Below are 20,875 nucleotides of genomic sequence, written 5' to 3' on the forward strand. Positions count from 1 at the left end.
CTCATTTGAGGCCCGACAGGGCGAAGCCCTGCACGATGTGGCGCTGGAAGACGACGAACACGACGAGCACCGGCACGACCATCAGCGACGCGGCGGCCATCTGCAGCGACGGGTTGGTGGCGACCTGCTGGTTCAGCAGCGCGATGCCGACGGACAGCGTGTAGAGGTTCTGGTCGGAGGCGATCACCAGCGGCCACAGGAAGCTGTTCCAGCCGGTGATGAAGGTCAGCACCACCTGGACGGCCAGGATCGGCCGGGACATCGGCAGCACGATGCGGGCGAAGATCCGTCCCTCGCCGGCGCCGTCGATCCGGGCCGCCTCGATGACCTCCGTCGGGATGGTCGTCATGAACTGCCGGAACAGGAACACCCCGAACGCGCTCACCAGCGTCGGCAGGGCGATGCCGACCAGGGTGTTGGTCAGGCCGAGCCCGTTGAGGATCAGGTAGGTGGGGATCATCGTCACCTGGACCGGGATCATCATCGTGGTCAGGACCAGGAAGAAGATCGGCTCCTTGCCGCGGAACGTGAACTTGGCGAACCCGTACCCGGCCATCGCCATCAGCAGCAGGCCGACCATGCTGATCAGCACCACGGCGAGCGTGTTGAGCAGGTAGCGGCCGAAGTCGAGCTGGCGCACCAGCTGCGTGAAGTACTGCAGCGTCAGCTGCTGCGGCAGCAGGTGCGGCGGGTACGCCATCGACTCCCGGCGCGGCTTGAGCGCCGAGACGATCATCCAGGCGAACGGGAACGCGGTGGCCAGGGCGCCGACGGACAGCGCCACGCCGGTGACCCAGGGGTGCCGGCGGCGCCGTCGCCGGGCCGGGGTGGCAGCCGGCGTGACCGCCGGGCGGGCCAGGGTCTCAGTACTCGACATCGCTCCTCCTCCCGCGCAGCTGCAGCACCGTGATGACGGCGATGACGACGAACAGCACCACCGAACCGGCGCTGGCGTAGCCGAACCGCGCCCCGGCGAAGCCCTGCTGGAACAGGAACAGGGAGATCGAGGTCGACGCGCCCAGCGGACCGCCCTTGGTCAGCACGAACGCCTCGTCGAAGAACTGCAGCCACGCGATCACGGTGGTGACCGTGACGAAGAGGATGGCGAACCGCAGCAGCGGCAGCACCACCGACCAGGTGGTGCGCAGCCGGGACGCGCCGTCGAGCGCGGCCGCCTCGAGGTACTCCTTGGGCACCCCCTGCAGCGCCGCCAGGAAGATCACGGTGTTCAGGCCCGTGCCCCGCCAGATCGCCACCAGGGCGACCGACACCTTGACCAGGCCCGGGCTGGACAGCCACGGCACGGGGCCGAGGCCGACGAGCGAGAGCAGGTAGTTCACGAGCCCGAACTGGGTGTTGTACAGGTACCCCCACACCAGCGCGATCGCGACGATGCCGGTGATCGCGGGCAGGAAGTACAGGGACCGCAGGAAGCGGAAGAACCGGCTCTGCGACCGGTTCAGCAGCAACGCGATCACCAGCGAGACGACGACGACCGACGGCACGCCGACCGCCACGTAGAACGCCGTGTTCCGCATCGCCTGCCAGAACGCCGCGTCGCCGAACAGCTCCGCGTAGTTCGCCAGGCCGACGCCCCGCACCCGGGACACGTCACCGAGGCCGGCGGCGTCCAGGTCGGTGAGGCTGACGGCGCCCGCCACCAGGATCGGCAGCACGCCGAACGCCAGCAGCAGCAGGGTCGCCGGGCCGACCAGGACGTACGGCGTCGCACGGGGTCGCACGGGGTTCAGCTCCCTTCGGTGGGGCGTCGGGGTGACGGACGGTGGCCCGGTGGTGGAGGAGGCGCCCACCACCGGGCCACCGCGGCGTCCTCAGCCGATCGACTGACCCTTGGTGGCCGCGAACAGAGCCGTGAGCGCGGTCTCCTTGTCGGTGCCCTTGAGGGCGATCGAGTTGAGGGCGTCGAGGAGCGCCTTGCCCGTGGCGCCGTCCCAGTTGGGGACCAGCGGCACGATCTTGGCGTTGGCCAGCTGTGCGGCGTAGACCGACACGAGCGGGTCGGAGGTGAGCGCGCTGTCGGCCAGCGCCGCCTTGGCGGTCGGCAGGTCGCCGTTCAGCTGGAACCACTTCACCTGGGTGGCCGGGGTGGACAGGTAGTCCAGCAGCGCCAGCGCCGCGTCCTTGTGGGCGGTCTTGGCCCAGACGGCCATGTTCGAGCCCGCGAGCAGCGAGGTGTTGGTGGTGCCCTTCGGCAGCTGCGCGACGGACCACTTGCCGGCCAGGTCGGGCGCGGCGTCCTTGATCGCAGCGGCCAGGTACGGGCCGGAGACGAGCATCGGCGCGGCGCCGGAGACGAAGCCTTGCGTCTGGTCGAAGTCACCGGCGGTCGGCACGCTCTTGTCCGCGTACAGGCCGGTGTACAGGTCGACGGCCTTGCGGAACTCCGGGGTGTCGAAGTTGACCTTGCCGTCGGCGCCGATGATGTCGCCGCCGAAGTCCCAGGTCATCTCCACGGGCAGCGGGCTGTCCCACTGCGGGATGTAGTAGCCGTACTTGCCCGCACCGCGACCGGCCAGCTTCTTCGCGTCGGCACGCAGCTCGTCCCACGTCGCCGGCGGCGTGCTGATGCCCGCCGCGGACAGGATGTCCGACCGGTAGAACAGCACCCGGGTGTCGGCGATCCACGGGACGCTGACCACCTTGCCGCCCACGGCGGTCGCCTTGCCGGCGACCCCGTCGAGGAAGTTCGAGCTGGCGAGGTTCGCGTGGCCGGCAACCGTCGCGTCGTCGAGGGTCAGCAGGGCGCCGGTGTCGGCGTAGGTGCGCAGCTTGGACAGGCCGACCTGCACCACGTCCGGACCGTCACCGGAGGCGACCGCCGTGGTCATCTTCTGGTCGACGCTGTCCCACGGGATCGCCACCGTCTTGACCTTGATCCCGGTGGACGCCGTGAACGGTGCGACCAGCGTGTCGAACTTGGTGGTCGCGTCGCCCATCACCCACACGGTCAGCGGGCCGGTCGGCGCGGCGGAGGAGGACCCGGTGCCGCCGGAGGTTGCCTGCGGCGACGTCGCACCGCCGGACGAGCAGGCCGCGAGGGCCAGTACCGCAGCGAGTCCGGCGGGCACCAGCGCGCGCCGGACGGAGGAGTTCGCCATCGAAGGATCCCTTTCAGTGGGTGCAGCGCACGCCGAGGGTGGGGTGGGACCGGTCAGCAGCCCGACGCGGGCCGGGTCGCGCGTCGCCGTGCCGACAGCTGTGTCGGGCGGGCGTCGCGGCGTCGTCACCGTCGCCGAGAGGCTTATTACACGACTTAGGCTAAGGCGTAGAGATAGCCCCGCGCAAGCCCCTCTCCTCCGGGCTGGGAGACTGTGGCGTCGTCGACGAAGGGAATCCGGTGGAGCTCGACCTCGCGGCCGCACTCGCGGACGGTCGCACCGAGTACGAGAAGATGGTCGCAGGCGACTGGTACCGCTACCGGTTCGGTCCCGAGCTCGGCGACCTGACCACCGCCACGCAACGCGCGTGCCGCCGGATCACGGCCCTGTACGACGAGGACCGCGAGGCCGCCGCCGCGATGTTCCGTGAGCTGCTCGGCACCGTCGGTGAGGGCGTCGACTTCCGCCCGCCGTTCTACCTCGACTACGGCCACCGCCTGCACCTCGGCGACCGGACCTTCGTCAACGCCGACTTCCTGACGCTCGGCGGCGGGGAGATCCGCATCGGCGCCGACGTGCTGATCGGCCCGAGCGTGCGCCTGTACACCCCCACCCACGTGCTCGACCCCGAGCTGCGGCCGCAGGGCTGGGAGCGGGTCTCGCCGATCACCATCGAGGACGGCGTGTGGCTGGGCGGCAGCGTCGTGGTGTGCCCGGGGGTGACCATCGGGGCGCGGTCCGTCGTCGGCGCGGGGTCCGTGGTGACCAAGGACGTGCCGCCGGACGTCGTCGTCGCCGGGAACCCGGCACGCGTGGTCCGCTCGCTGCTGACCGACGCCGCCGACTGACCTGCCCCGGCGCAGAAGCCCGGTCAGTCGCCTGCCACCAGCGGCAGGCGCCGCACGCTGGTGAACCGCCGCTCGCGCCCGTCGACCGGGTCGGTGAACGCCAGCTCCCCGGCGAGCAGCTGCAGCGGCCGGCTGAAGTCGTCGACCGCCACGGCGCGCACCTGCGGGTAGAGCGGGTCGTCGACGATCGGGATGCCGAGGCCGTGCAGGTGCAGGCGCAGCTGGTGGGTGCGGCCCGTCCGGGGGGTCAGGCGGTACACGCCGTGCTCGCCGGTGCGCTGCTCGAGCTCGACGAGGGTCTCGGCGTTCACCGGCGCGTCCGGCACCACCTCGGCGCGCCACTGCCCGCGTTCCTTGCGGATGTGGTTGCGCACCACCGTGGGCAGCTGCAGCTCGGGGTTCAGCGGCGCGAGCGCCCAGTACGTCTTGCGCATGCCCCGGTGCTCGAAGACGCCCTGGTAGGGCGCTCGCCAGCGACGTTCCGTGGCGAGCATCAGCAGGCCCGACGTCACCCGGTCGAGGCGGTGCACGGGGGACAGCTCCGGCAGGCCCAGCTCGGCGCGCAGGCGTACGACGACGCTCTGCGTCACGTGCCGACCGCGCGGGATGGAGGAGAGGAACGGGGGCTTGTCGATGACGACCAGCCGCTCGTCGCGGTGCACCACGTGGACGGTCCCCGGCACCTCCGGCTCGTCCCGCAGGTCCCGGTGGAACCAGACGAAGGTGTGCGGCGTGTACGGGTCGTCGTCGCGCACCGGGTGTCCGGTCTGGTGCACGAAGCGACCCGCCGCGAGCATCCCGTCGACGTCGACGTGCGCCGGCAGCTTGTGCCGCAGCCAGGCGCCCATGGTGGGCCACGCCTGCCGGCCGGGGTCGCGGTCCGCGGTGCGCAGCCAGGCCGCGGCCAGCCCGTGGCGAGGCGGCAGCGGCGAACGGGGTGGCACCTGCAGATGGTAGGAGCCGGGGACGGCCCTGCCGACGGTCGGCCCTAGCCCACCGGCAGGCCGACGCGGGCGGCCTCCAGGCTCCGCCGCAGCACCGCGAGCGCAGCACCCGCGGAGCGCGCCTCCTCGGCGCCGAGCACCGTGCCGACCAGCTCGGCGAGCCGGGCGTCGAACGTGCGTTCCGCCGCCGCCACCAGAGCCGCACCGCGCGCGGTCAGGCTGATCAGCGAGGAGCGTCCGTCGGCGGGGTTGGGCTGCCGCGAGACCAAGCCGCGGGCCTCGAGCCGGTCGGTGCCCTTGCTCATCGCGCCGACGCCGGCCGCGAACGCCGTGGCCGCGTCAGCGACGCGTGAGCCCGGGTGGTCGCGGAGCCAACGCAGCAGCTCGAACTGCGAGGTGACGATCCCGTGCTCGGCACGCAGGGACCCGCCGAGGGCGTTGTACAGGCGCGTCTCGCAGCGGACCAGGTCGTCGAACAGGGCGGACAGCTCCGCGGCCGGCAATGTCGTTGCCACGGCATACAGTCTAGTGATGCATGCCGTGGCATACAGATGGCCTGGCGAGGAGACGAGGAGCCGTTCATGAGCAGGGCACAACGAGACGCGCTGGACGTGATGCTGCGCGCCGCGCCGGCACCCGAGGGACCGCAGACGGTCGACCAGCTGCGGACCGGGTTCGCCGCGATGATGGCCGCCTTCGCCGTGCCGGAAGGCGTGCGGCAGACGGCCACCGAGCTGGCCGGGGTGCCGGCGGTGCTCGTCGAGCCGGAGGCGCGGGCCGCGGGTGGGACGGGTGGCGTGATCCTGTACCTCCACGGCGGCTCCTTCGTCGTCGGGTCGCCGCAGACCGCCATGGCGCTGACCGCGCACCTCGTGCTCCGCACCGGCGTCCGGGCCATCTCGCTGGACTACCGGCTCGCGCCCGAGCACCCGTTCCCCGCGGCGATCGAGGACGGCCTCGCTGCGTACCGCGCCCTGCTCGACGACGGCACGCCCCCGGAGTCGATCGCGTTCGCCGGCGACTCCGCCGGCGGTGGCCTGACGGTCACCACCTGCCTCGCGGCGCGCGACGCCGGCCTGCCGATGCCGGCGGCGATCGTGGCGTTCTCCCCAGGGCTCGACCACACCCGCTCCGGCGCGAGCATGACGACGAAGGACGGCCGCGACCCGTACTTCACCCCGGAGTCGTTCGGCCGCACCGGCCCGATGTACCTGGCGGGAGCAGATCCGGCGCAGCCGCTGCTGGCCCCGGCGGTGCACGCCGACCTCACCGGGTTGCCGCCGATGCTGCTGCAGGTGGGCACCCACGAGCTGCTGCTGGACGACTCGGTGCGGCTGGCGCAGCGGGCGCTCGACGCGGACGTCGACGTGGTGCTCGACGTCACGGCCGGCGTGCCGCACGTGTTCCCGGCGTTCGTCGGGACGCTGGACGAGGCCGACCGGGCGCTGGACCGTGCGGCGCTGTTCCTGCGGCAGCACCTGGAGCGCCCGGTGGGGGCGTTGCACTGAGCCGTGCGCCGTTGCTGATACCCCCTGGGGTATCGTCGTCCGGTCGGTCGAACCAGGTCGGCTGACGCCTACCCGGAGGGCCGATGATCCCCAGCGTTCTCGCCACGACGGAGCCGCGCCGCACGCTGCGCGCCGCCGCGCTCGCGCTCCGCGGTTGGACGCCCCGGCAGGCCGGTGCCGCGGTGCTGCTCACGCTGGCCTTCGCCGTGCTGCTCGGCATCCCGACCGTGCTGATCCCCAACCCGGTGTTCGGCCGGGAGGTGCCGCCCCAGACGTGGAGCTACGTCACGTGGGTGCTGTCCTCGGCGCTCGCCGGCATGCTCGCCGCGACGTACGTGCGGCCGGCGGCGCTCGTGGAGACCGGGGTGCCGGTGACGCCGACGCAGCAGGACGCCACGTCGGCCCAGGTGGCGGCCGGGCCGGCGGCCACCGACCGGCCGAGCCGCTGGGGCGTGGCCGGTGGAGTGCTGACGTGGTTCGCGGTCGGCTGCCCGGTGTGCAACAAGATCGCGCTGCTGGCTCTCGGCTACGCCGGCACCATGCGGTGGTTCGCCCCCGCGCAGCCGGTGCTGGCCGTCGTGGCGGTGGCGATGACCGCCGGGGCGCTCGTCGTCCGGCTGCGCGGGCAGGTGCTGTGCCGCGCCTACCCGAGGCGCTGAGGGCTCGGCGGCAGCGGCACCCGGATCGTCACCGTGGTGCCGACACCCTCGTCGGACGTGACCTCGATCGTCCCGCCGTGCGCGAGGACGATCTCGCGCGCCACCGCGAGCCCGATGCCCGACCCCGCCACCCGCGCCGCCCCGCGGCCGCGCCACAGCCGGTCGAACACGTGCGGCAGCTCGTCCGCGGGGATGCCCGGGCCGGAGTCGGCCACCTCGAGCACGGCGTGCCCGTCCGCCGTCCCCACCCGCACACCCACCCGGTCACCCGACGTGCAGTAGCGCGCGGCGTTGGCCAGCACGTTGCCGAGCGCCTGGTGCAGCCGGTCGGCGTCGGCGAGCACGTCCGCCGGGCCGTCGACGGTCAGCTCGACGTCGAGCCCCGCGGCGCGCAGCTGCGGATCGCGCGCTGCGACCTCGTCGGCGGCCAGCCGCGCGAGGTCGACCGGGACGCGCTCGACGGACACGCCCGCCTCAGCCTCGGCAGCGGAGAGCTCCGCCAGGTCGGCGACGATGCGTCCCAGGCGCAGGGCCTGGTCGTGCAACCCGGCCAGGCGGGCGGCATCCGGTTCGACGAGCCCGTCGCGCAGCTCCTCCAGCCCGGCCTGCAGCGCCGCGAGCGGCGTGCGCAGCTCGTGCGCGACGTCGGCGGTCAGGTTGCGGCGGTCGCGCTCCGAGCGGGTGACCGCGTCGGCCATCGCGTTGAACGCCTGCGCCAGCTCGGCGAGCTCGCCCGGCCCCGTCACCTCGGCGCGTGCCGTCCGGTCACCCGCGGCGAAGGACCGGGCGGCGCGGGTGGTCAGGGCGATGGGACCGGTCAGCAGCCGGGTGACCAGCCACCCCGCGGCGAGCGCCAGCAGCAGGGCGGCAGCGGCGGCCACGCCGACCCAGGTCCACGCGACGTCGCGCGCGCGGGTCAGGGTGGACGCCGGGAAGACGAGGCGGACGGTGCCGGCCTGGGCGCCGTCGACGGTGACGGCGGCGCTGTACACACCGGTCCCGCCCACCGGTCCGGCCGCGCCGCGCCCCTGACCCGCCTGCCCGGAGGGGCCGCCCTGGCCGCCCGGCATCCCGCCGGTGCCGGCCGCCCCACCCAGACCCACCGACTCACCGGTGGCCGAGACGACGAACAGCCGCGCGCCGGCGGCTTCCGCGACGGCGGACGCCTGGGACAGGTCCGCACCGGACCACGTGCCGGCGGCGGCGTAGGCACGCGCTGCGGCGGCCGCTGCGGCGGTGGCGGCGTCCTGCCGGGTGACGTCCTGCGACGACGACAGCCCGCGGCCCACGCCGATCAGCGCGGCGCCGGTCACGACGACCACCGAGAACGCCGTCACCAGGACGAACGCGAGCAGCAGCCGGTGGCCGACGGGCCCGAGCCGTCCGAACCGCCCGCGGCGGCTCATCGCTCGTCCCGCCGCAGCCCCAGCCGGTAGCCGACGCCGAGCACCGTCTCCACGACCGTGCCGCCGTCCGGACCGAGCTTGTGCCGCAGGTTCTTCACGTGCGAGTCGATGGTGCGCTCGTAGCCGGCGTACTCGTACCCGCGCACCCGGTTGACCAGCTCGTACCGCGAGAACACCCGCCCCGGCGCACCGGCCAGCGCCGCGAGGATGCCCCACTCGGTGGGGGTCAGGTCCAGCTCGCGCTCGTCGAACCGGGCGACGTGCCGAGCCTCGTCGATGCGCAGCCGGCCGCCGCCGAACGTGGGTGCCGCCGCCTCCTCAGGGGTGCCTCCGCTCCGCTGCAGGATCGCGGCGACCCGCAGCACCACCTCCGCGGGGCTGAACGGCTTGGTCACGTAGTCGTCGGCACCGAGCCGCAGGCCGCGGATGCGGTCCTCGACGGCGCTGCGGGCGGTGAGCACCAGCACCGGGGTGCGGCCGCCGGAGCGGACCTCACGCAGCACGTCCGCGCCGTCGACGTCCGGCAGGCCGAGGTCGAGCACGACGAGGTCGGCGGCGGAGGTCTCGACCAGCCGCAGCGCCTCCGCACCGGAACCCGTGGTCAGCACCGCGTACCCGGCCCGCTCGAGGTAGCGGCGCAGCACCTCGCGGATGTCCGACTCGTCCTCGACGACCAGCACGGTGGGCATGGCCTCATCCTTCTCGCCCGCGGCCGGTCACCGGTGCCCGTCGGGCCTCGAGCCGCCCCGGGCGGCCAGAACTCCATCCCGTCTCCACACGGGCGGCAGCCGCGCTCCACCCCGTCAGCCGAACCTCGAGGTGCACGCAAGGACCACGACGGACATCGAGGAGCACATCATGCGAACCAGGACCCGACTGACGATCGCCGCGACGACGGGTGTCGTCGCCACGGCGCTGATCGCCGCACCGTCGCTCGCGGCGGCGCGCGGCGACGCACCCGCGCCGAGCCCGAGCGCGGGCAGCACGGCCGGCCCCGGCACGGGCGTCTGCGACGGTACGGGCGCCGGCATGCGCGCACGTGGCGGCCAGGGCACCCCCGGCGCGGGAAACGGGCTCGGCGCGGCGAACGGCTACGGCGCCGGACGCGGTGCGGGGCAGGGCATGGGGCAGGGCATGCGTCAGGGGCCCGGTCAGGGCACCGGCACCGGCCTGACCGGCGTCGAGAGCGGCACGCTGACCGACGCGCAGAAGGAGCAGCTGGCCGCGATGGCGGAGGAGGAGCTGCTGGCGCACGACCTCTACACGGCGTTCGCGGCGGACGCGACGACCCCGGTCTTCGAGCACGTCGCCGACGCGGAGAGCCAGCACCTGATCCAGATCCGCATCCTGCTCGAGCGGTACGGCGTGACCGACCCGAGCGCGGACCACACCGCGGGCCGGTTCTCGGCCACCGACGTCCAGGCGACCTACGACCGGCTCCTGGCCGAGGGCTCCGCCTCGACGGATGGAGCCTACGCCGCGGCGCGCAGCGTCGAGCAGGCGGACATCACGGACCTGACCGACGCGAAGGCCTCGGTGACGGCGCCGGACGTGCAGCTGGTCTACAGCCACCTGCTCACGGCGTCCGAGCGACACCTGGCGGCGTTCGGCGGCTGAGCCGGCGGACGGTCGCGTGGTCGACGGGGGGCGCCTTCGGGGGAGGCGCCCCCACCGTCGGGACGAGGCGTGGACCTGGTCGTGATGCCGGGCTGCACGGCCTCGCCGATACTCGAACGATGCGTGCGACGCGATCGACCGAGTCGCCGGGCGGCTTCGACGTCGGCTCCGGCCCGGGTGCCGGCCCCGACCTCGGCACCGACGCCGTGCAGGGGACCCTGCTGGCCGGCCGGTACCGGTTGGGGCCGCTGCTGGGGAACGGTGCGACCTCCGACGTGCGGCTGGCCCGGGACGAGCGGCTGGGCCGTGAGGTGGCCGTGAAGCTGCTCCGCCGGACGGGGGCAGGGCTGGACGGTCGCCGCGAGCAGGCGGAGGCGCGGCTGCTCGCCTCCCTCAGCCACCCGCACCTGGTGACGGTCTACGACGCGCACCTCGACGGCGACCAGCCGTTCTTCGTCATGGAGCTGGTCACGGGGCAGAGCCTGGACCGGCGGCTGCAGCAGGGGCCGCTGTCCACCGACGACGTCCGGCGGGTCGGCACGCAGGTGGCCGACGCGCTGGCCTACGTGCACGGGCGCGGCCTGGTGCATCGCGACGTCAAGCCGGGCAACATCCTGCTGGGGGCGGACCTGGACGGGGCGGTGGACGCACGGCTCGCCGACTTCGGCATCGCGCGGCTCGAGGACGGCACCCGGTTGACCGCCACCGGGCAGCTGGTCGGCACGGCCGCCTACCTCAGTCCCGAGCAGGTGCGCGGTGCGGCCGTCGGGCCTGCGACCGACGTCTACGCGTTGGGCCTGGTGCTGCTCGAGGCCCTGACCGGGCAGCTGGTGTTCCCGGGTCGCGCGGTGGAGTCGGCGGTGGCGCGGCTGCACCGGCAGCCCGAGCTGCCCGCTGCCGCGGGGCCGATCGGCGAGGTGCTGGAGCGGATGACCGCGCTCGAGCCCGACGAACGGCCGACCGCTGCGCAGGTGGCGGCGGCGCTGGCCGCCGAGGACGCCGCAGGGTCGACGGCGACCGTGCGGCTGCCGCTGCCAGTCGACGCGGTGGACGAGGCGGACGCACGGGCGGGTGCACCCGGGTCGAGCACGGCGGTGCTGCCCGTGACGTCGGCAGAGGCGCTCGCGCCCACCCGACGGCTCGACCTCGGCGGCGACGCCGGCACCGACCGCGCGGCGGTGCGGCCGCCGGCGAGCCCGTCGCAGCGGCAGACGGCGCGGCGGCCTGTGGGGGCCCGGTCGCTGCTCGGCGGCCGGCGACCGGTGCTGCTGGTCACGGTGATCGTGGCGCTGCTGGTGATCGGCATCGCGGCGCTGTCGGCCACGACACGCCACCGTCCGCCCGCCGGCACCATCACCTACCCGACGGTCAGCGGTCAGCTCGGGCAGGACCTGAACCGGCTCCAGCAGGCGGTGCGGCCGTGATCCGCCGCGTGGGGCGCAGGGGTGTGGTCGCGGCTGTCGCGCTCCTCGTCGTCGGGCCGTCCCTCGCCGCGTGCTCCGCGACGCCACCGCGCCCGACGGCCCTCCAGGCGGACGCCCTCGCCGTCTCGCAGGCCGCCGCCGCCCACGACCTGGCGGCGACCACCGCGGCGACCGGTCGGCTGAACGCGGACGTGGTCGCCGCACGTCAGTCCGGCACGCTCGACGCGGCGCGCGCGGCGACGATCGAGAGCGCGGCCGCGGCGGTGCTCGCGGACGTCACGGCCGCCGTCCAGCCACCGGCCACCACGGCGGCGAGCCCCTCTGCACCGCCGCCCGCCCGGGCACCGGCCCCGGCCCACCAGCCCAAGGGCAAGGGCAAGGGCGGCGGGGACTGAGGCCCCGCCACGTCCACGCGCGCGGAGGTTCAGGCGGACGCGGCGCGCTTCTGCTTCGCCAAGGAGTAGAAGAACAGCGCCACCGGCCGGTACATCACGTGCGCGAACTTGGTGAACGGCAGCAGCAGCATGAGCTCCATCGCCACCGACACGTGCAGCAGGAACACCCAGTAGCCCCACGCGGGCGCGGGCGGCAGGTACAGCGCCACCTCGATGAGGAACCCGGTGGCGCCGGTGACCCACAGCAGGGCCAGCAGCATCCAGTCCGAGCCGGTGGAGGTGGCCGCCGACGCGCTCCAGCGCCGCCGCCGGCCCACCATGAACATGGTGACGCCGTACATCAGCGCCAGGCCGGCCACGGTGCCGAGCAGGCGGGTCGGGTACCAGATCGGCACCGGCGTCCCGGTCGCCTTCACGTGCAGCAGGGCCAGGCCCCAGTCGCTGATCGTCGCGACGAAGAGGCCGAGGAACCCCCAGATGCTGAGCGCGTGCAGCACCCAGCGGCGCCGGTACAGCGGTTCCACCGGTTGGTCGTCGTGGCAGTCGTCGCGGAACCGCTTCTGGCCCAGGGACTCCACGCCGATCGAGTCCCACGCGGCGCGCAGCGTGCGGCCCCACGCCTCGCGGCCGTGCACCGTGGTGGCCAGGCTCTCCCCGTCCCGCCGGGCGACCTGCCGCATCATGCGCACGATGCCGATCACCCCAGCGAGGACGAGCAGCACCATGACGGCGATGCCCGTCCAATGGATCAGGCCCTCGGGGACGAAGTCGAACAGCGCCAGCTGCGTGGTGTCCTGGTTGCCCAGGCCGCCTGCGGTGAGCATGAACGTCCCGAAGAACGCGGCGACCAGCACCGCGATCGCGGTGCCGAGCACCGGCCGGGTGTAGAGGATGCGCGCGAGCCCCGTCGGGTCGTACGAGGCGACCGCGTACCGCCGGGCTGTCGCCATGAACTCGCCCGGGTCCGCCTCGGTGGGGCAGGACTCGGAGCAGAGGCCGCAGTGGTAGCAGGTCCACAGCTCCTTGGAGCCGAGCAGGTCGTCCTTCATGCCGACCTGCGCGTACCGGATCACGCGTCGCGGGAAGGTCGCGTCGTTGTCCGCCAGCGGGCAGATCGCCGTGCAGTTGCCGCAGCTGAAGCAGGCGGTCACGTCGGCCGCGCCGAACTTCTGCAGGTCCGCCAGCAGGCCGGTGTCGACGGTCGTCGTCACTTCGACGCCTCCTTCGCGAGCGCGTACGGGAAGTAGCCGTCGTCCTCGTCGGCAAGCTCGACGAGGTGGCCGTAGCGGCGCATCCCCATCACCCAGAAGACGACCTCGTCCGCCGGGCGGCTGATCGCCTCGGCGATCTGCGGCACGGTCAGCGGCCCGTCCGCCAGGGCGGCCGTGATCACGCCGTGCATCGTCATCTCCTCGCGGATGATCTCCCGCGGGTCCCTCAACGTCTGGCTCATCCCACCGGCTCCTTCACCGACAGCCCGTCGATCGCGGCCAGCATCTGGGCGCTGGTGTACCCGAGCAGGTCGATCGCGTCCTCCGGGCAGAACGGCACGCAGCCGCCGCAGCCCTTGCACGTCGCGGCCGAGATGGTCGCCTTGGTGCCGGAGTCGCACACGTAGCTGCTGATCGCGTCGTAGGGGCAGGTGGTCAGGCAGGCGTCGCAGCCCGTGCAGGCCGCCTCGTCGACGGTCGCGACCAGCGGGTCGAGCTCGGCGAACCCCTTCTTGAGGATGCCGGCGCTCTGGGTGACGGCCGCGAGCCCACCGCTGACCGCCTCGGTCGCCGTCTTCGGCCCCTGGCAGGCGCCGGCGATCATCACGCCGTCCACCACGGTCTCCACCGGGCGCAGCTTGGGGTGGATCTCGTTGTAGAAGCCGTCGTCGCCCACGGGCAGCTTCAGCAGCGTCGACAGCTCGGTGTTCTGCGCGGGCACCATGCCGGTGACCAGCACCACGAGGTCGGCCGGGATGGTCAGCCGTGCACCGGCGGTCAGCTTGTCGGTGACCGTCACCGCCAGCCGCTTGTCGGCGGTCTGCTCCACGCTCGGGAGCTCGTCGTCCGGGTAGCGCAGGTACACGGAGCCGCGCTCGCGGGACTCGGTGTACAGCAGCTCGAACCTGCCGTAGGCCCGTACGTCGCGGTGCAGGTGGTACTGCCTGATGGTCGGGTCGATGTCCGCGACCTTGATCGAGGCGTGGATCGTCGCCGTGCAGCAGAACTTCGAGCAGTACGCGTTGCCGTCCGCCTGCCGGTTGCCGACGCAGTAGACGTACGCGATGGACCGGACCGGCCGGCCGGACCAGGTGAGGACGCCTCCGCCCTTGGCGGCGTCGACCAGCGTGCCGAACTCGCCGAGCGTGACCACGCCGTCGATCCCGTAGCCGAGCTCGCCGACCTCGGGGGAGTAGACGTCCGCACCGGTGGCGATCACGAAGGTGCCGACCTGCAGCGTGCGCAGCTCGTCGGCCCCGCCGCTGCGGATGTGGACCTTGGCCGTGTAGTTGCCGAACGTGCCGGACTTGCCCACCAGCTCGGCGTCGGTCAGCACGGTGATGGTCGGCCGCTTCTCGATCTCGCTCAGCAGCTGGGCGATCTGCTCGCGGCCGCTGCGGTCGTGCGGGAACATCGGGCCCAGCCGGCCCAGCCAGCCGCCCACCTGCGGCTCGCGCTCCACCACGGTGACCGCGATGCCGATGTCCGCCAGCCCGATCGCCGCCCGCAGCCCGGTGACGCCGCCGCCGACCACCATGGTCGCCGGCACGGTGTCGACCCGAAGCGGCTCCAGCGGGACGGACAGTCGCGTCTTGGCGATCCCAGCCTTGACCAGGCCGATCGCCTTGGCGGTGGCGCCCTCGTGGTCGTCGGTGTGCGCCCACGAGTCCTGCTCGCGGATGTTCACCTGGGTGTACGCGTACGGGTTGAGGTTGGCGCGCTTGGAGACGCCGCGGAACGTCACCTGGTGCAGCTTGGGCGAGCAGGACGCGACGACCAGGCCGTCGAGGTGCTCCGTCTCGATGTCGTGCACCATCTCGTGCTGCTGGCCGTCCGCACAGGCGAACAGAGTCGTCTCGGCGACGACGACCTCCGGGTCGTCCGCGAGGGCGTCGCGCACCTTGGCCACGTCGACGTAGTCGGAGATGTTGCCGCCGCAGTGGCAGATGTACACGCCGATGCGGCGCCGGGCGGTGCCGGGCTCCTGCGCGGCGGGTGTGCCGGTCGCCTCGGGCGTCGTCCCGCGGTCGGCCGCCGGGTCCAGGGTCTGCGTCATGCCAGCACCTCCGCGGCCTTGACGTGCTCGAGATGGGCCGCGACCTGGGCGACGGCCGCGCCGGCGTGCACGATCGAGTCGACGATGTCCTTCGCGCCGGACGCGGTGCCGGCGACGAAGACCCCCGGGATGTCGGTCTGGCCGGGGTCCAGCTCGTCGCTCGGCTCGGCGACGTAGAAGTACTCGTCGAGCCCGAGCGGCTGGTCGGTGAACAGGCGCTCGACGTCGCGGTTGGGCTGGATGCCCACGGCCAGCACGACGAGGTCGTACTCGGCCTCGACGATCTCGCCGGTGCCCTCCGTGTCCTCGTAGCGCAGCACCAGGTCGCCGTTGGGCTTCTCGGTGATCTTCGAGACCCGGCCGCGGATGTACTGCGCGCCCATGTCCTTGGCCTGCTCGTAGAACTCGTCGTACCGCTTCCCGGCGGCCCGCATGTCCATGTAGTGCATGGTCACGTCGGCCAGCGGCAGGGCGCCCATGATCAGCTGGTTCTGCTTGATCGAGTACATGCAGCAGACCTTCGAGCACAGCGGGTTGCCGACCTGCTTGTCGCGCGACCCGGTGCACGAGATGTACGCGATCCGCTCGGGCACCTTCCCGTCGCCGGGCCGCAGCACCGTGTTGTACGGGCGGGTCGGCGCCAGCAGGCGGTCCATCTGCATGCCGGTGATCACGTTGGCGTACCGGCCCCAGCCGTACTCCGGCTTGGCGTCGGCCGCGAACAGCTTGTAGCCGGTGGAGACGACCACCGCGCCGACGGTCACCTCGGAGACCTTCTCCCGCTGGTCCATCCGGATCGCGTCCGCCGGGCAGGCGTGCACGCACTCCTGGCACTCCGAGCAGACGCCGCAGTCCAGGCAGCTTCCCGCGCCGGACCGCGCCTGCGCCTGGGTCAACGGCGCCTCGACCTCGTGGAAGTCGCGGGGACGGGGGACCAGGTCGACGTCGGGCTTGATCGGGTTGCGGTGGCCGTAGGCGGACTGGCGGGAGAGCACCTGGTCGGAGCCCACGGTGGGGAGCCGGTCGTCCAGCGCCGTGAACCCGTCCAACGGCTGCCCGGTGACCCAGCGGTCCACCATGTGCGCCACGCGGCGGCCCGCGCCGATCGCCGTGGTGATGTCGGTGGCGCCGGTGGTGACGTCGCCCGCCGCGAAGACGTAGGGCAGCTTGCTCTGCAGCGTGCGGGGGTTCACCTTGATCCGGCGGGACCGGCTGACGCCGACCAGCTCCTCGTACAGCGAGGAGTCCGGGCTCATGCCGATCGTCGAGATCACCAGGTCGCACGGCACGGTGGTCTCGGCGCCGGGGATCGGCTCGGGGCTGCGGCGCCCGGAGGCGTCCGGCTCGCCGAGCTGCATCTTCTGCAGCCGCAGGCCGGTGACGGCGCCGTCGGTGGCGATCACCTCGAGCGGGCTGACCAGGAGCTCGAAGACGGCGCCCTCGGCCTCGGCGTCCTCCGACTCCACGTGGTGCGCCGGCATCTCCGCGCGCGTCCGGCGGTAGACGACCTTGGCCTCCGCGGCGCCGAGCCGCAGGCTGACGCGGGCGGCGTCCATCGCGACGTTCCCGCCGCCGACGATCACCACGCGCTTGCCGGTCAGGTCCGGTGCCGCCCCGTTCGCCACGTCGGCGAGGAAGTCCAGGCCGTTGACGGACCCGCGCACGTCCTCGTTGGGGATGTTCATCGGCGTGGCGGCCTGCGTCCCGGTGGCGACGATCACCGCGTCGACCCCCTCGCGCTCCTTCAGCGCGACGAGGTCGTCGACGTCGGCGTCGCAGACGATCCGCACGCCGAGCGACGTGAGGTTGGCGATGTCGGCGTCGACCACGTCGTGCGGCAGCCGGTAGGCCGGGATGGCGTGCCGCAGGTAGCCACCGGGCTGCGCCCGCTTCTCGAAGATCGTCACCTCGTAGCCCTTGCGGGCCAGCTGCCAGGCTGCCGTCAGCCCGGCGGGGCCGGAGCCGACCACGGCGATACGGTGCCCGTTGGGCGCCTCGACCTCGACCGCCGGGCCGCTGGGCGTCGCGCCCTGGGCCGCGTAGTGCTGGTCGGCCGCGTACCGCTTGATCAGGCGGATCGGCACGGTGCCCTCGAGCTTGGTGCGGGTGCACTCGGACTCGCACGGCGCGTAGCAGGCCCGCCCGAGCGTGCCGACCAGCGGGGTGGCGTCCAGCACCAGCTGGAAGGCCTCCTCGTCCTTGCCGTTGCGCACCAGGGAGACGTAGCCGTGCGCCTTGATGCCGGCCGGGCACGCGCCGATGCACGGCGACGTGCCCTCGCGCGTGAGCACGGCCTTCTTCGGCACCGCCTGGGGGAACGCGATGTACGCGGCGCGGCGGGCGACCAGGCCGGAGTTGAACTCGTCCGGGACGGCCACCGTGCACGCCGTCTGGCAGTCGCTGCACCCGGTGCACGCCGCCCAGTCGACGAACGTCGGCTTCTCCTTGACGGTCGCGTGGAACCGTCCGTCGGCGTCCCGCCGGATCCCGCTCACCTCCGAGTACGTCTTGGTGGTGATGTTCGGGTGGTTGATCGTCGACGACATCTTCGGGCCGGAGATGCAGCTCGCGCAGTCGAGCGTGGGAAACACCTTCGACAGCAGGATCATCCGGCCGCCGACACTCGCCTCCTTCTCGACGAGCAGCACCTTGTAGCCCATGTCGCCGAGCTTGATCGACGACTCCATGCCGCCGATCCCGCTGCCGATCACCAGGACGTCGTAGTCCATTCGATGGCTCCTGCTTCCGGACAGGCCCGTGGCCCGCGCCTGGTCAGATGAAGAGGTTGACGTTCGACTCGTCCGCGTCACCGAGGTAGGACGCGACGCCGGCGTACTCGATGTCGTCGAGCAGCTCTTCCTTGCGCAGGCCCATGACGTCCATCGACATGGTGCAGGCGACGAGCTTGATGCCCTGCTCGCGGGCGGTGGCGATCAGCTCGGGCAGCAGCATCACGTTCTGCTGCTTCATCACGCGCTGCATCATCTTGGGACCGGCACCGGCGAAGTTCATCTTCGACAGCTGCAGCTTCTTGGGGCCCCGCGGCATCATCGCGCCGAACATCTTCTGCAGCGGCGTCTTCCCCGTGGTGGGGACGTGCTGGTCCTTGCGGAGCGCGTTCAGTCCCCAGAACGTGAAGAACATGGTGACCTCGTCGTCCATCGCCGCTGCGCCGTTGGCGATGATGAATGCGGCCATCACCTTGTCGAAATCACCGCTGAACACGATGATCGTCTTTCTCGTGGACTCCATCGTCCCTCTCCTGGTCTTTGTCCCGGCCCCGTGGTGGGGCGGTCAGCCGACGGTGGCCGGCTGGGGCCGCAGCTCGTCGAGCGCGGCTGCGAACTCACGCATGTACTTGGCGAACGGTTCGGCGCAGACCGAGCAGACGGCCGCCATCTTCAGGCGCTGTGGCGCGATGCCCCTGGCCTTCATCAGCTCCTGCGCCTGGGTGGCGATCCGGGCGGTGCGCTCGGCGCAGTCCGGCAGGTAGGCGCACTCCTCGCCGTCGGAGGCGATGAACACGCCGTCCTGCCCCGACTCGAGGGCGTGCACGATCCACGACGGCTTGATGCCGCTGCTGCACGGGACCGCGAGCACCGAGACGGTGGCGGGGTAGTGCAGGTGGCGGCTGCCCGCCAGGTCGATGCCGGGATCCGAGATGTTGTTCGTCGAGAAGACGAGGATCCGCGGCAGCGACCCGGCGGCGTCGCTGTGGTCCATCAGCGGATCACTTCATCTTCTTGAGGAACAGGTGCAGGTAGCCCTGGTCCTCGAAGTTCCCCAGGAACTCGTGGCCCATCTTCTTCGACCATGCCGGCAGGTCCTTGAGCGTGCCGGAGTCCGTCGCCAGCACCTCCATGACGCCACCGACCGGCACGCCACCGATCGCCTTCTTGGCCGCGAGGATCGGGCCGGGGCACGAGGTGCCGCGGGCGTCGACGACGGTGGTCGTGCCCTCCAGGGCCTTGAGCTCTTCGATGGCTACCGACATGGTCAGTCCTCCTCCGGGACGGGTGGGCGCCGGTCCGCCGGTGACGACGCCGGACGCGGCAGGCCGCCGGGCCACAGTGCCCGGGACCAGCGGCGACGTGCGTCCGCGCGCGGAAGGGCCCCCGGACGGGGACCCTTCATCGGGTCGGGCGACGTCGCCACGGAGCAAGGTTCGACCTCGCCGGACCGCCTCATGGGGGTCGAACGTCCTGTACCCCCACGGGTATGTGTCGCGTTTGCGGGGGTAGGACCTAGGTCGGACCGGGACACCGTGCGGGCACCCCTACACTTCAACCGTGGCTGATTCAATTGCGCTTGAGCTGACCCTCTCTCCCACTGCGGTCGACGGTGCGCTCGCCGTGCTCCAGGCGGTCGCCGACCCGGTGCGGTGGACGGTCCTCGAGCAGCTCTCGGTGGGCCCGTCGTGCGTCTGCAACTTGCAGGAGCACGTCCAGGTGCCGGGCAACCTGCTCAGCTACCACCTGAAGGTGCTGCGCGACGCCGGCCTGGTCACGTCCAGCCGGCGCGGTCGGTGGATCGACTACGCGCTCGCGGACGACGCACGGTCCCGGATGGCCGCCGCGCTGCCCGGCGGCCGGTCGGTGGCACGGGCATGAGCGTCGCGGAGCGGGTCCGCGCCGGGAGCCCGGTGCGCCGGTGGACCGGCCTCGCGGGTGCCGCGGTGGTCTGGTTCGCGCTGTACGCCGTCAACGGGCGGTTCTGGATGTGGCTGGTCGGTCACGTCGCCGGCCTGGACCTGACCAGTCGGCTGAGCTCGGGCGTCCTGTTCTTCGTCACCGACTCGGTGAAGATCGTCCTGCTGCTGGTCGGCATCATCTTCGTGGTCACCGTCCTGCGGTCGTTCATGAGCGTGGAACGGACCCGGGCGCTGCTCGGCGGGCGCCGCGAGGGCGTCGGCAACGTGATGGCTGCCGGGCTGGGCGTGGTCACGCCGTTCTGCTCGTGCTCCGCGGTGCCGGCCTTCATCGGGTTCGTCGCGGCGGGTGTGCCGATCGGCGTGACCCTCAGCTTCCTCATCGCCAGCCCGCTGGTGAACGAGGTGGCGATCGCGATGCTGTTCGGCATGTTCGGCGTCGGTCCGACGGCGCTCTACGTCGTCGCCGGCCTGGTGATCGCCGTCGTCGCCGGCTTCACGCTGGGCCGGCTGCACGTCGAGCGGTGGGTGGAGCCGTTCGTCTTCGAGACGCGCCTGCGCGGCCAGGTGGTGGACCCGAGCATCGGGCTGAGCTGGGACGACCGGATCCAGATGGGCCTGGAGGAGGTCCGCACCATCCTGCGGCGCATCTGGCCGTACCTGCTGGTGGGCATCGGGCTCGGCGCCGCGATCCACGGCTGGGCTCCGGCCGACCTGTTCACCCGGTACGCCGGTGCGGGCAACCCGTTCGCCGTGCTGGTCGCCGTCGCCCTCGGCGTGCCGCTGTACTCCAACGCCGCCGGCGTGATGCCGCTGGTGCAGGCCCTGCACGACAAGGGGCTGCCGATGGGCACCCTGCTCGCCTTCATGATGGCCGTCGTCGCGCTCAGCCTGCCCGAGCTGATCCTGCTGCGCCGCGTGCTCAAGCCACCGCTCATCGCCGCGTTCGTCGCGGTGACCGCCCTCGGCATCGTCGCCGTCGGCTACCTGTTCAACGCCGTCCTGCCGGCCTGACGCCGGCACCGCTCATCACAGGAGAG

The 20,875-nt window shown here is 72.6% G+C and carries 22 protein-coding genes; 8 read left to right on the plus strand and 14 right to left on the minus strand.

Annotated features, from left to right (window positions below):
• Position 1: 1 nt before the first annotated feature.
• From QMF98_RS02380 to QMF98_RS02390, 3 genes are all read right to left on the minus strand, one after another.
• Entirely contained in the window at positions 2-877 is an 876-nt protein-coding gene (locus tag QMF98_RS02380; protein ID WP_337974479.1) for a carbohydrate ABC transporter permease, read from the minus strand.
• Positions 864-1,742 carry a carbohydrate ABC transporter permease gene (locus QMF98_RS02385; RefSeq protein WP_337974480.1) on the minus strand — a complete coding sequence of 293 codons (879 nt, stop codon included), beginning with the start codon at positions 1,740-1,742 and terminating at the stop codon, positions 864-866. Before QMF98_RS02385 ends, QMF98_RS02380 begins: the two co-directional genes overlap by 14 nt.
• A 90-nt stretch (positions 1,743-1,832) precedes the next feature.
• Positions 1,833-3,119: an extracellular solute-binding protein gene (locus QMF98_RS02390; protein ID WP_337974481.1), complete on the minus strand. Its 1,287-nt coding sequence runs from the start codon at positions 3,117-3,119 to the stop codon at positions 1,833-1,835.
• 239 nt (positions 3,120-3,358) lie between these two features.
• On the opposite strand from QMF98_RS02390, the gene QMF98_RS02395 reads away from it, so the two are divergent.
• On the plus strand, positions 3,359-3,967 hold the full coding sequence (locus QMF98_RS02395; RefSeq protein ID WP_337974482.1) for a sugar O-acetyltransferase: 609 nt from the start codon (positions 3,359-3,361) through the stop codon (positions 3,965-3,967).
• A 23-nt stretch (positions 3,968-3,990) separates the two neighbouring features.
• Here QMF98_RS02395 and QMF98_RS02400 read toward each other — a convergent pair whose 3' ends face one another.
• Complete coding sequence (locus QMF98_RS02400; RefSeq protein WP_337974483.1) at positions 3,991-4,911, minus strand: pseudouridine synthase; 921 nt, start codon at positions 4,909-4,911, stop codon at positions 3,991-3,993.
• 44 nt (positions 4,912-4,955) lie between these two features.
• Positions 4,956-5,426, minus strand: coding sequence for a MarR family winged helix-turn-helix transcriptional regulator (locus QMF98_RS02405; RefSeq protein ID WP_337974484.1), 471 nt, complete (start codon positions 5,424-5,426; stop codon positions 4,956-4,958).
• A 66-nt stretch (positions 5,427-5,492) separates the two neighbouring features.
• Between QMF98_RS02405 and QMF98_RS02410 the strand changes: the two genes are divergently transcribed.
• Positions 5,493-6,419: an alpha/beta hydrolase gene (locus QMF98_RS02410; protein WP_337974485.1), complete on the plus strand. Its 927-nt coding sequence runs from the start codon at positions 5,493-5,495 to the stop codon at positions 6,417-6,419.
• A gap of 83 nt (positions 6,420-6,502) precedes the next feature.
• Positions 6,503-7,078 carry a hypothetical protein gene (locus tag QMF98_RS02415; protein ID WP_337974486.1) on the plus strand — a complete coding sequence of 192 codons (576 nt, stop codon included), beginning with the start codon at positions 6,503-6,505 and terminating at the stop codon, positions 7,076-7,078.
• On the opposite strand, the gene QMF98_RS02420 is transcribed toward QMF98_RS02415, so the two are convergent.
• Both QMF98_RS02420 and QMF98_RS02425 read right to left on the minus strand, forming a co-directional pair.
• Positions 7,063-8,484, minus strand: coding sequence for a HAMP domain-containing sensor histidine kinase (locus QMF98_RS02420; RefSeq protein WP_337974487.1), 1,422 nt, complete (start codon positions 8,482-8,484; stop codon positions 7,063-7,065). The genes QMF98_RS02415 and QMF98_RS02420 overlap by 16 nt on opposite strands.
• The gene (locus QMF98_RS02425; RefSeq protein ID WP_337974488.1) at positions 8,481-9,173 is read right to left on the minus strand and encodes a response regulator transcription factor; all 693 of its coding nucleotides are present in this window, start codon (positions 9,171-9,173) and stop codon (positions 8,481-8,483) included. The genes QMF98_RS02420 and QMF98_RS02425 overlap by 4 nt, the downstream gene beginning before the upstream one ends.
• Positions 9,174-9,342: 169 nt before the next feature.
• Here QMF98_RS02425 and QMF98_RS02430 point away from each other — a divergent pair, with 169 nt between their 5' ends.
• The 3 genes from QMF98_RS02430 to QMF98_RS02440 all read left to right on the plus strand — a co-directional run bounded on the left by QMF98_RS02430 (position 9,343) and on the right by QMF98_RS02440 (position 11,920).
• Entirely contained in the window at positions 9,343-10,101 is a 759-nt protein-coding gene (locus QMF98_RS02430; protein ID WP_337974489.1) for a DUF2202 domain-containing protein, read from the plus strand.
• 119 nt (positions 10,102-10,220) lie between these two features.
• Positions 10,221-11,525 carry a serine/threonine-protein kinase gene (locus QMF98_RS02435; protein WP_337974490.1) on the plus strand — a complete coding sequence of 435 codons (1,305 nt, stop codon included), beginning with the start codon at positions 10,221-10,223 and terminating at the stop codon, positions 11,523-11,525.
• Complete coding sequence (locus tag QMF98_RS02440; RefSeq protein WP_337974491.1) at positions 11,522-11,920, plus strand: hypothetical protein; 399 nt, start codon at positions 11,522-11,524, stop codon at positions 11,918-11,920. Before QMF98_RS02435 ends, QMF98_RS02440 begins: the two co-directional genes overlap by 4 nt.
• Before the next feature lie 29 nt (positions 11,921-11,949).
• On the opposite strand, the gene QMF98_RS02445 is transcribed toward QMF98_RS02440, so the two are convergent.
• The 7 genes from QMF98_RS02445 to QMF98_RS02475 are packed head-to-tail and all read right to left on the minus strand — an operon-like array spanning position 11,950 to position 19,181.
• Positions 11,950-13,131, minus strand: a complete 1,182-nt coding sequence (locus QMF98_RS02445) for a 4Fe-4S dicluster domain-containing protein (RefSeq protein WP_337974492.1) — start codon at positions 13,129-13,131, stop codon at positions 11,950-11,952.
• A complete protein-coding gene (locus QMF98_RS02450; protein ID WP_337974493.1) occupies positions 13,128-13,373 on the minus strand; it encodes a hypothetical protein in 246 nt (81 codons plus the stop codon). Before QMF98_RS02450 ends, QMF98_RS02445 begins: the two co-directional genes overlap by 4 nt.
• Positions 13,370-15,187, minus strand: a complete 1,818-nt coding sequence (locus tag QMF98_RS02455; RefSeq protein WP_337974494.1) for a CoB--CoM heterodisulfide reductase iron-sulfur subunit A family protein — start codon at positions 15,185-15,187, stop codon at positions 13,370-13,372. The genes QMF98_RS02450 and QMF98_RS02455 overlap by 4 nt, the downstream gene beginning before the upstream one ends.
• Complete coding sequence (locus QMF98_RS02460; RefSeq protein WP_337974495.1) at positions 15,184-17,916, minus strand: FAD-dependent oxidoreductase; 2,733 nt, start codon at positions 17,914-17,916, stop codon at positions 15,184-15,186. Before QMF98_RS02460 ends, QMF98_RS02455 begins: the two co-directional genes overlap by 4 nt.
• Positions 17,917-17,959: 43 nt before the next feature.
• Positions 17,960-18,439, minus strand: coding sequence for a DsrE/DsrF/DrsH-like family protein (locus QMF98_RS02465; protein WP_337974496.1), 480 nt, complete (start codon positions 18,437-18,439; stop codon positions 17,960-17,962).
• Between the two features lie 42 nt (positions 18,440-18,481).
• Positions 18,482-18,910: a hydrogenase iron-sulfur subunit gene (locus QMF98_RS02470; RefSeq protein ID WP_337974497.1), complete on the minus strand. Its 429-nt coding sequence runs from the start codon at positions 18,908-18,910 to the stop codon at positions 18,482-18,484.
• A 7-nt stretch (positions 18,911-18,917) separates the two neighbouring features.
• Entirely contained in the window at positions 18,918-19,181 is a 264-nt protein-coding gene (locus tag QMF98_RS02475; protein WP_337974498.1) for a sulfurtransferase TusA family protein, read from the minus strand.
• 295 nt (positions 19,182-19,476) lie between these two features.
• On the opposite strand from QMF98_RS02475, the gene QMF98_RS02480 reads away from it, so the two are divergent.
• Together QMF98_RS02480 and QMF98_RS02485 are read left to right on the plus strand one after the other, a co-directional pair.
• Positions 19,477-19,797, plus strand: coding sequence for an ArsR/SmtB family transcription factor (locus QMF98_RS02480; RefSeq protein ID WP_337974499.1), 321 nt, complete (start codon positions 19,477-19,479; stop codon positions 19,795-19,797).
• Positions 19,794-20,849 (plus strand): permease, encoded by a 1,056-nt coding sequence (locus tag QMF98_RS02485; protein ID WP_337974500.1) that lies wholly within the window; start codon positions 19,794-19,796, stop codon positions 20,847-20,849. The genes QMF98_RS02480 and QMF98_RS02485 overlap by 4 nt, the downstream gene beginning before the upstream one ends.
• Positions 20,850-20,875: the final 26 nt, after the last annotated feature.

Origin of the sequence: Cellulomonas sp. NTE-D12, from assembly GCF_027923705.1 — a bacterium.
GTDB lineage: Bacteria > Actinomycetota > Actinomycetes > Actinomycetales > Cellulomonadaceae > Cellulomonas.

What these genes read in the sequence shown, in the direction of transcription:
- QMF98_RS02380 (WP_337974479.1), bottom strand. Translation starts at nt 877, where the DNA reads ATGTCGAGTACTGAGACCCTGGCCCGCCCGGCGGTCACGCCGGCTGCC.
- QMF98_RS02390 (WP_337974481.1), bottom strand. Translation starts at nt 3,119, where the DNA reads ATGGCGAACTCCTCCGTCCGGCGCGCGCTGGTGCCCGCCGGACTCGCT.
- QMF98_RS02410 (WP_337974485.1), top strand. Translation starts at nt 5,493, where the DNA reads ATGAGCAGGGCACAACGAGACGCGCTGGACGTGATGCTGCGCGCCGCG.
- QMF98_RS02415 (WP_337974486.1), top strand. Translation starts at nt 6,503, where the DNA reads ATGATCCCCAGCGTTCTCGCCACGACGGAGCCGCGCCGCACGCTGCGC.
- QMF98_RS02420 (WP_337974487.1), bottom strand. Translation starts at nt 8,484, where the DNA reads ATGAGCCGCCGCGGGCGGTTCGGACGGCTCGGGCCCGTCGGCCACCGG.
- QMF98_RS02425 (WP_337974488.1), bottom strand. Translation starts at nt 9,173, where the DNA reads ATGCCCACCGTGCTGGTCGTCGAGGACGAGTCGGACATCCGCGAGGTG.
- QMF98_RS02430 (WP_337974489.1), top strand. Translation starts at nt 9,343, where the DNA reads ATGCGAACCAGGACCCGACTGACGATCGCCGCGACGACGGGTGTCGTC.
- QMF98_RS02435 (WP_337974490.1), top strand. Translation starts at nt 10,221, where the DNA reads ATGCGTGCGACGCGATCGACCGAGTCGCCGGGCGGCTTCGACGTCGGC.
- QMF98_RS02450 (WP_337974493.1), bottom strand. Translation starts at nt 13,373, where the DNA reads ATGAGCCAGACGTTGAGGGACCCGCGGGAGATCATCCGCGAGGAGATG.
- QMF98_RS02455 (WP_337974494.1), bottom strand. Translation starts at nt 15,187, where the DNA reads ATGACGCAGACCCTGGACCCGGCGGCCGACCGCGGGACGACGCCCGAG.
- QMF98_RS02460 (WP_337974495.1), bottom strand. Translation starts at nt 17,916, where the DNA reads ATGGACTACGACGTCCTGGTGATCGGCAGCGGGATCGGCGGCATGGAG.
- QMF98_RS02465 (WP_337974496.1), bottom strand. Translation starts at nt 18,439, where the DNA reads ATGGAGTCCACGAGAAAGACGATCATCGTGTTCAGCGGTGATTTCGAC.
- QMF98_RS02470 (WP_337974497.1), bottom strand. Translation starts at nt 18,910, where the DNA reads ATGGACCACAGCGACGCCGCCGGGTCGCTGCCGCGGATCCTCGTCTTC.
- QMF98_RS02475 (WP_337974498.1), bottom strand. Translation starts at nt 19,181, where the DNA reads ATGTCGGTAGCCATCGAAGAGCTCAAGGCCCTGGAGGGCACGACCACC.
- QMF98_RS02485 (WP_337974500.1), top strand. Translation starts at nt 19,794, where the DNA reads ATGAGCGTCGCGGAGCGGGTCCGCGCCGGGAGCCCGGTGCGCCGGTGG.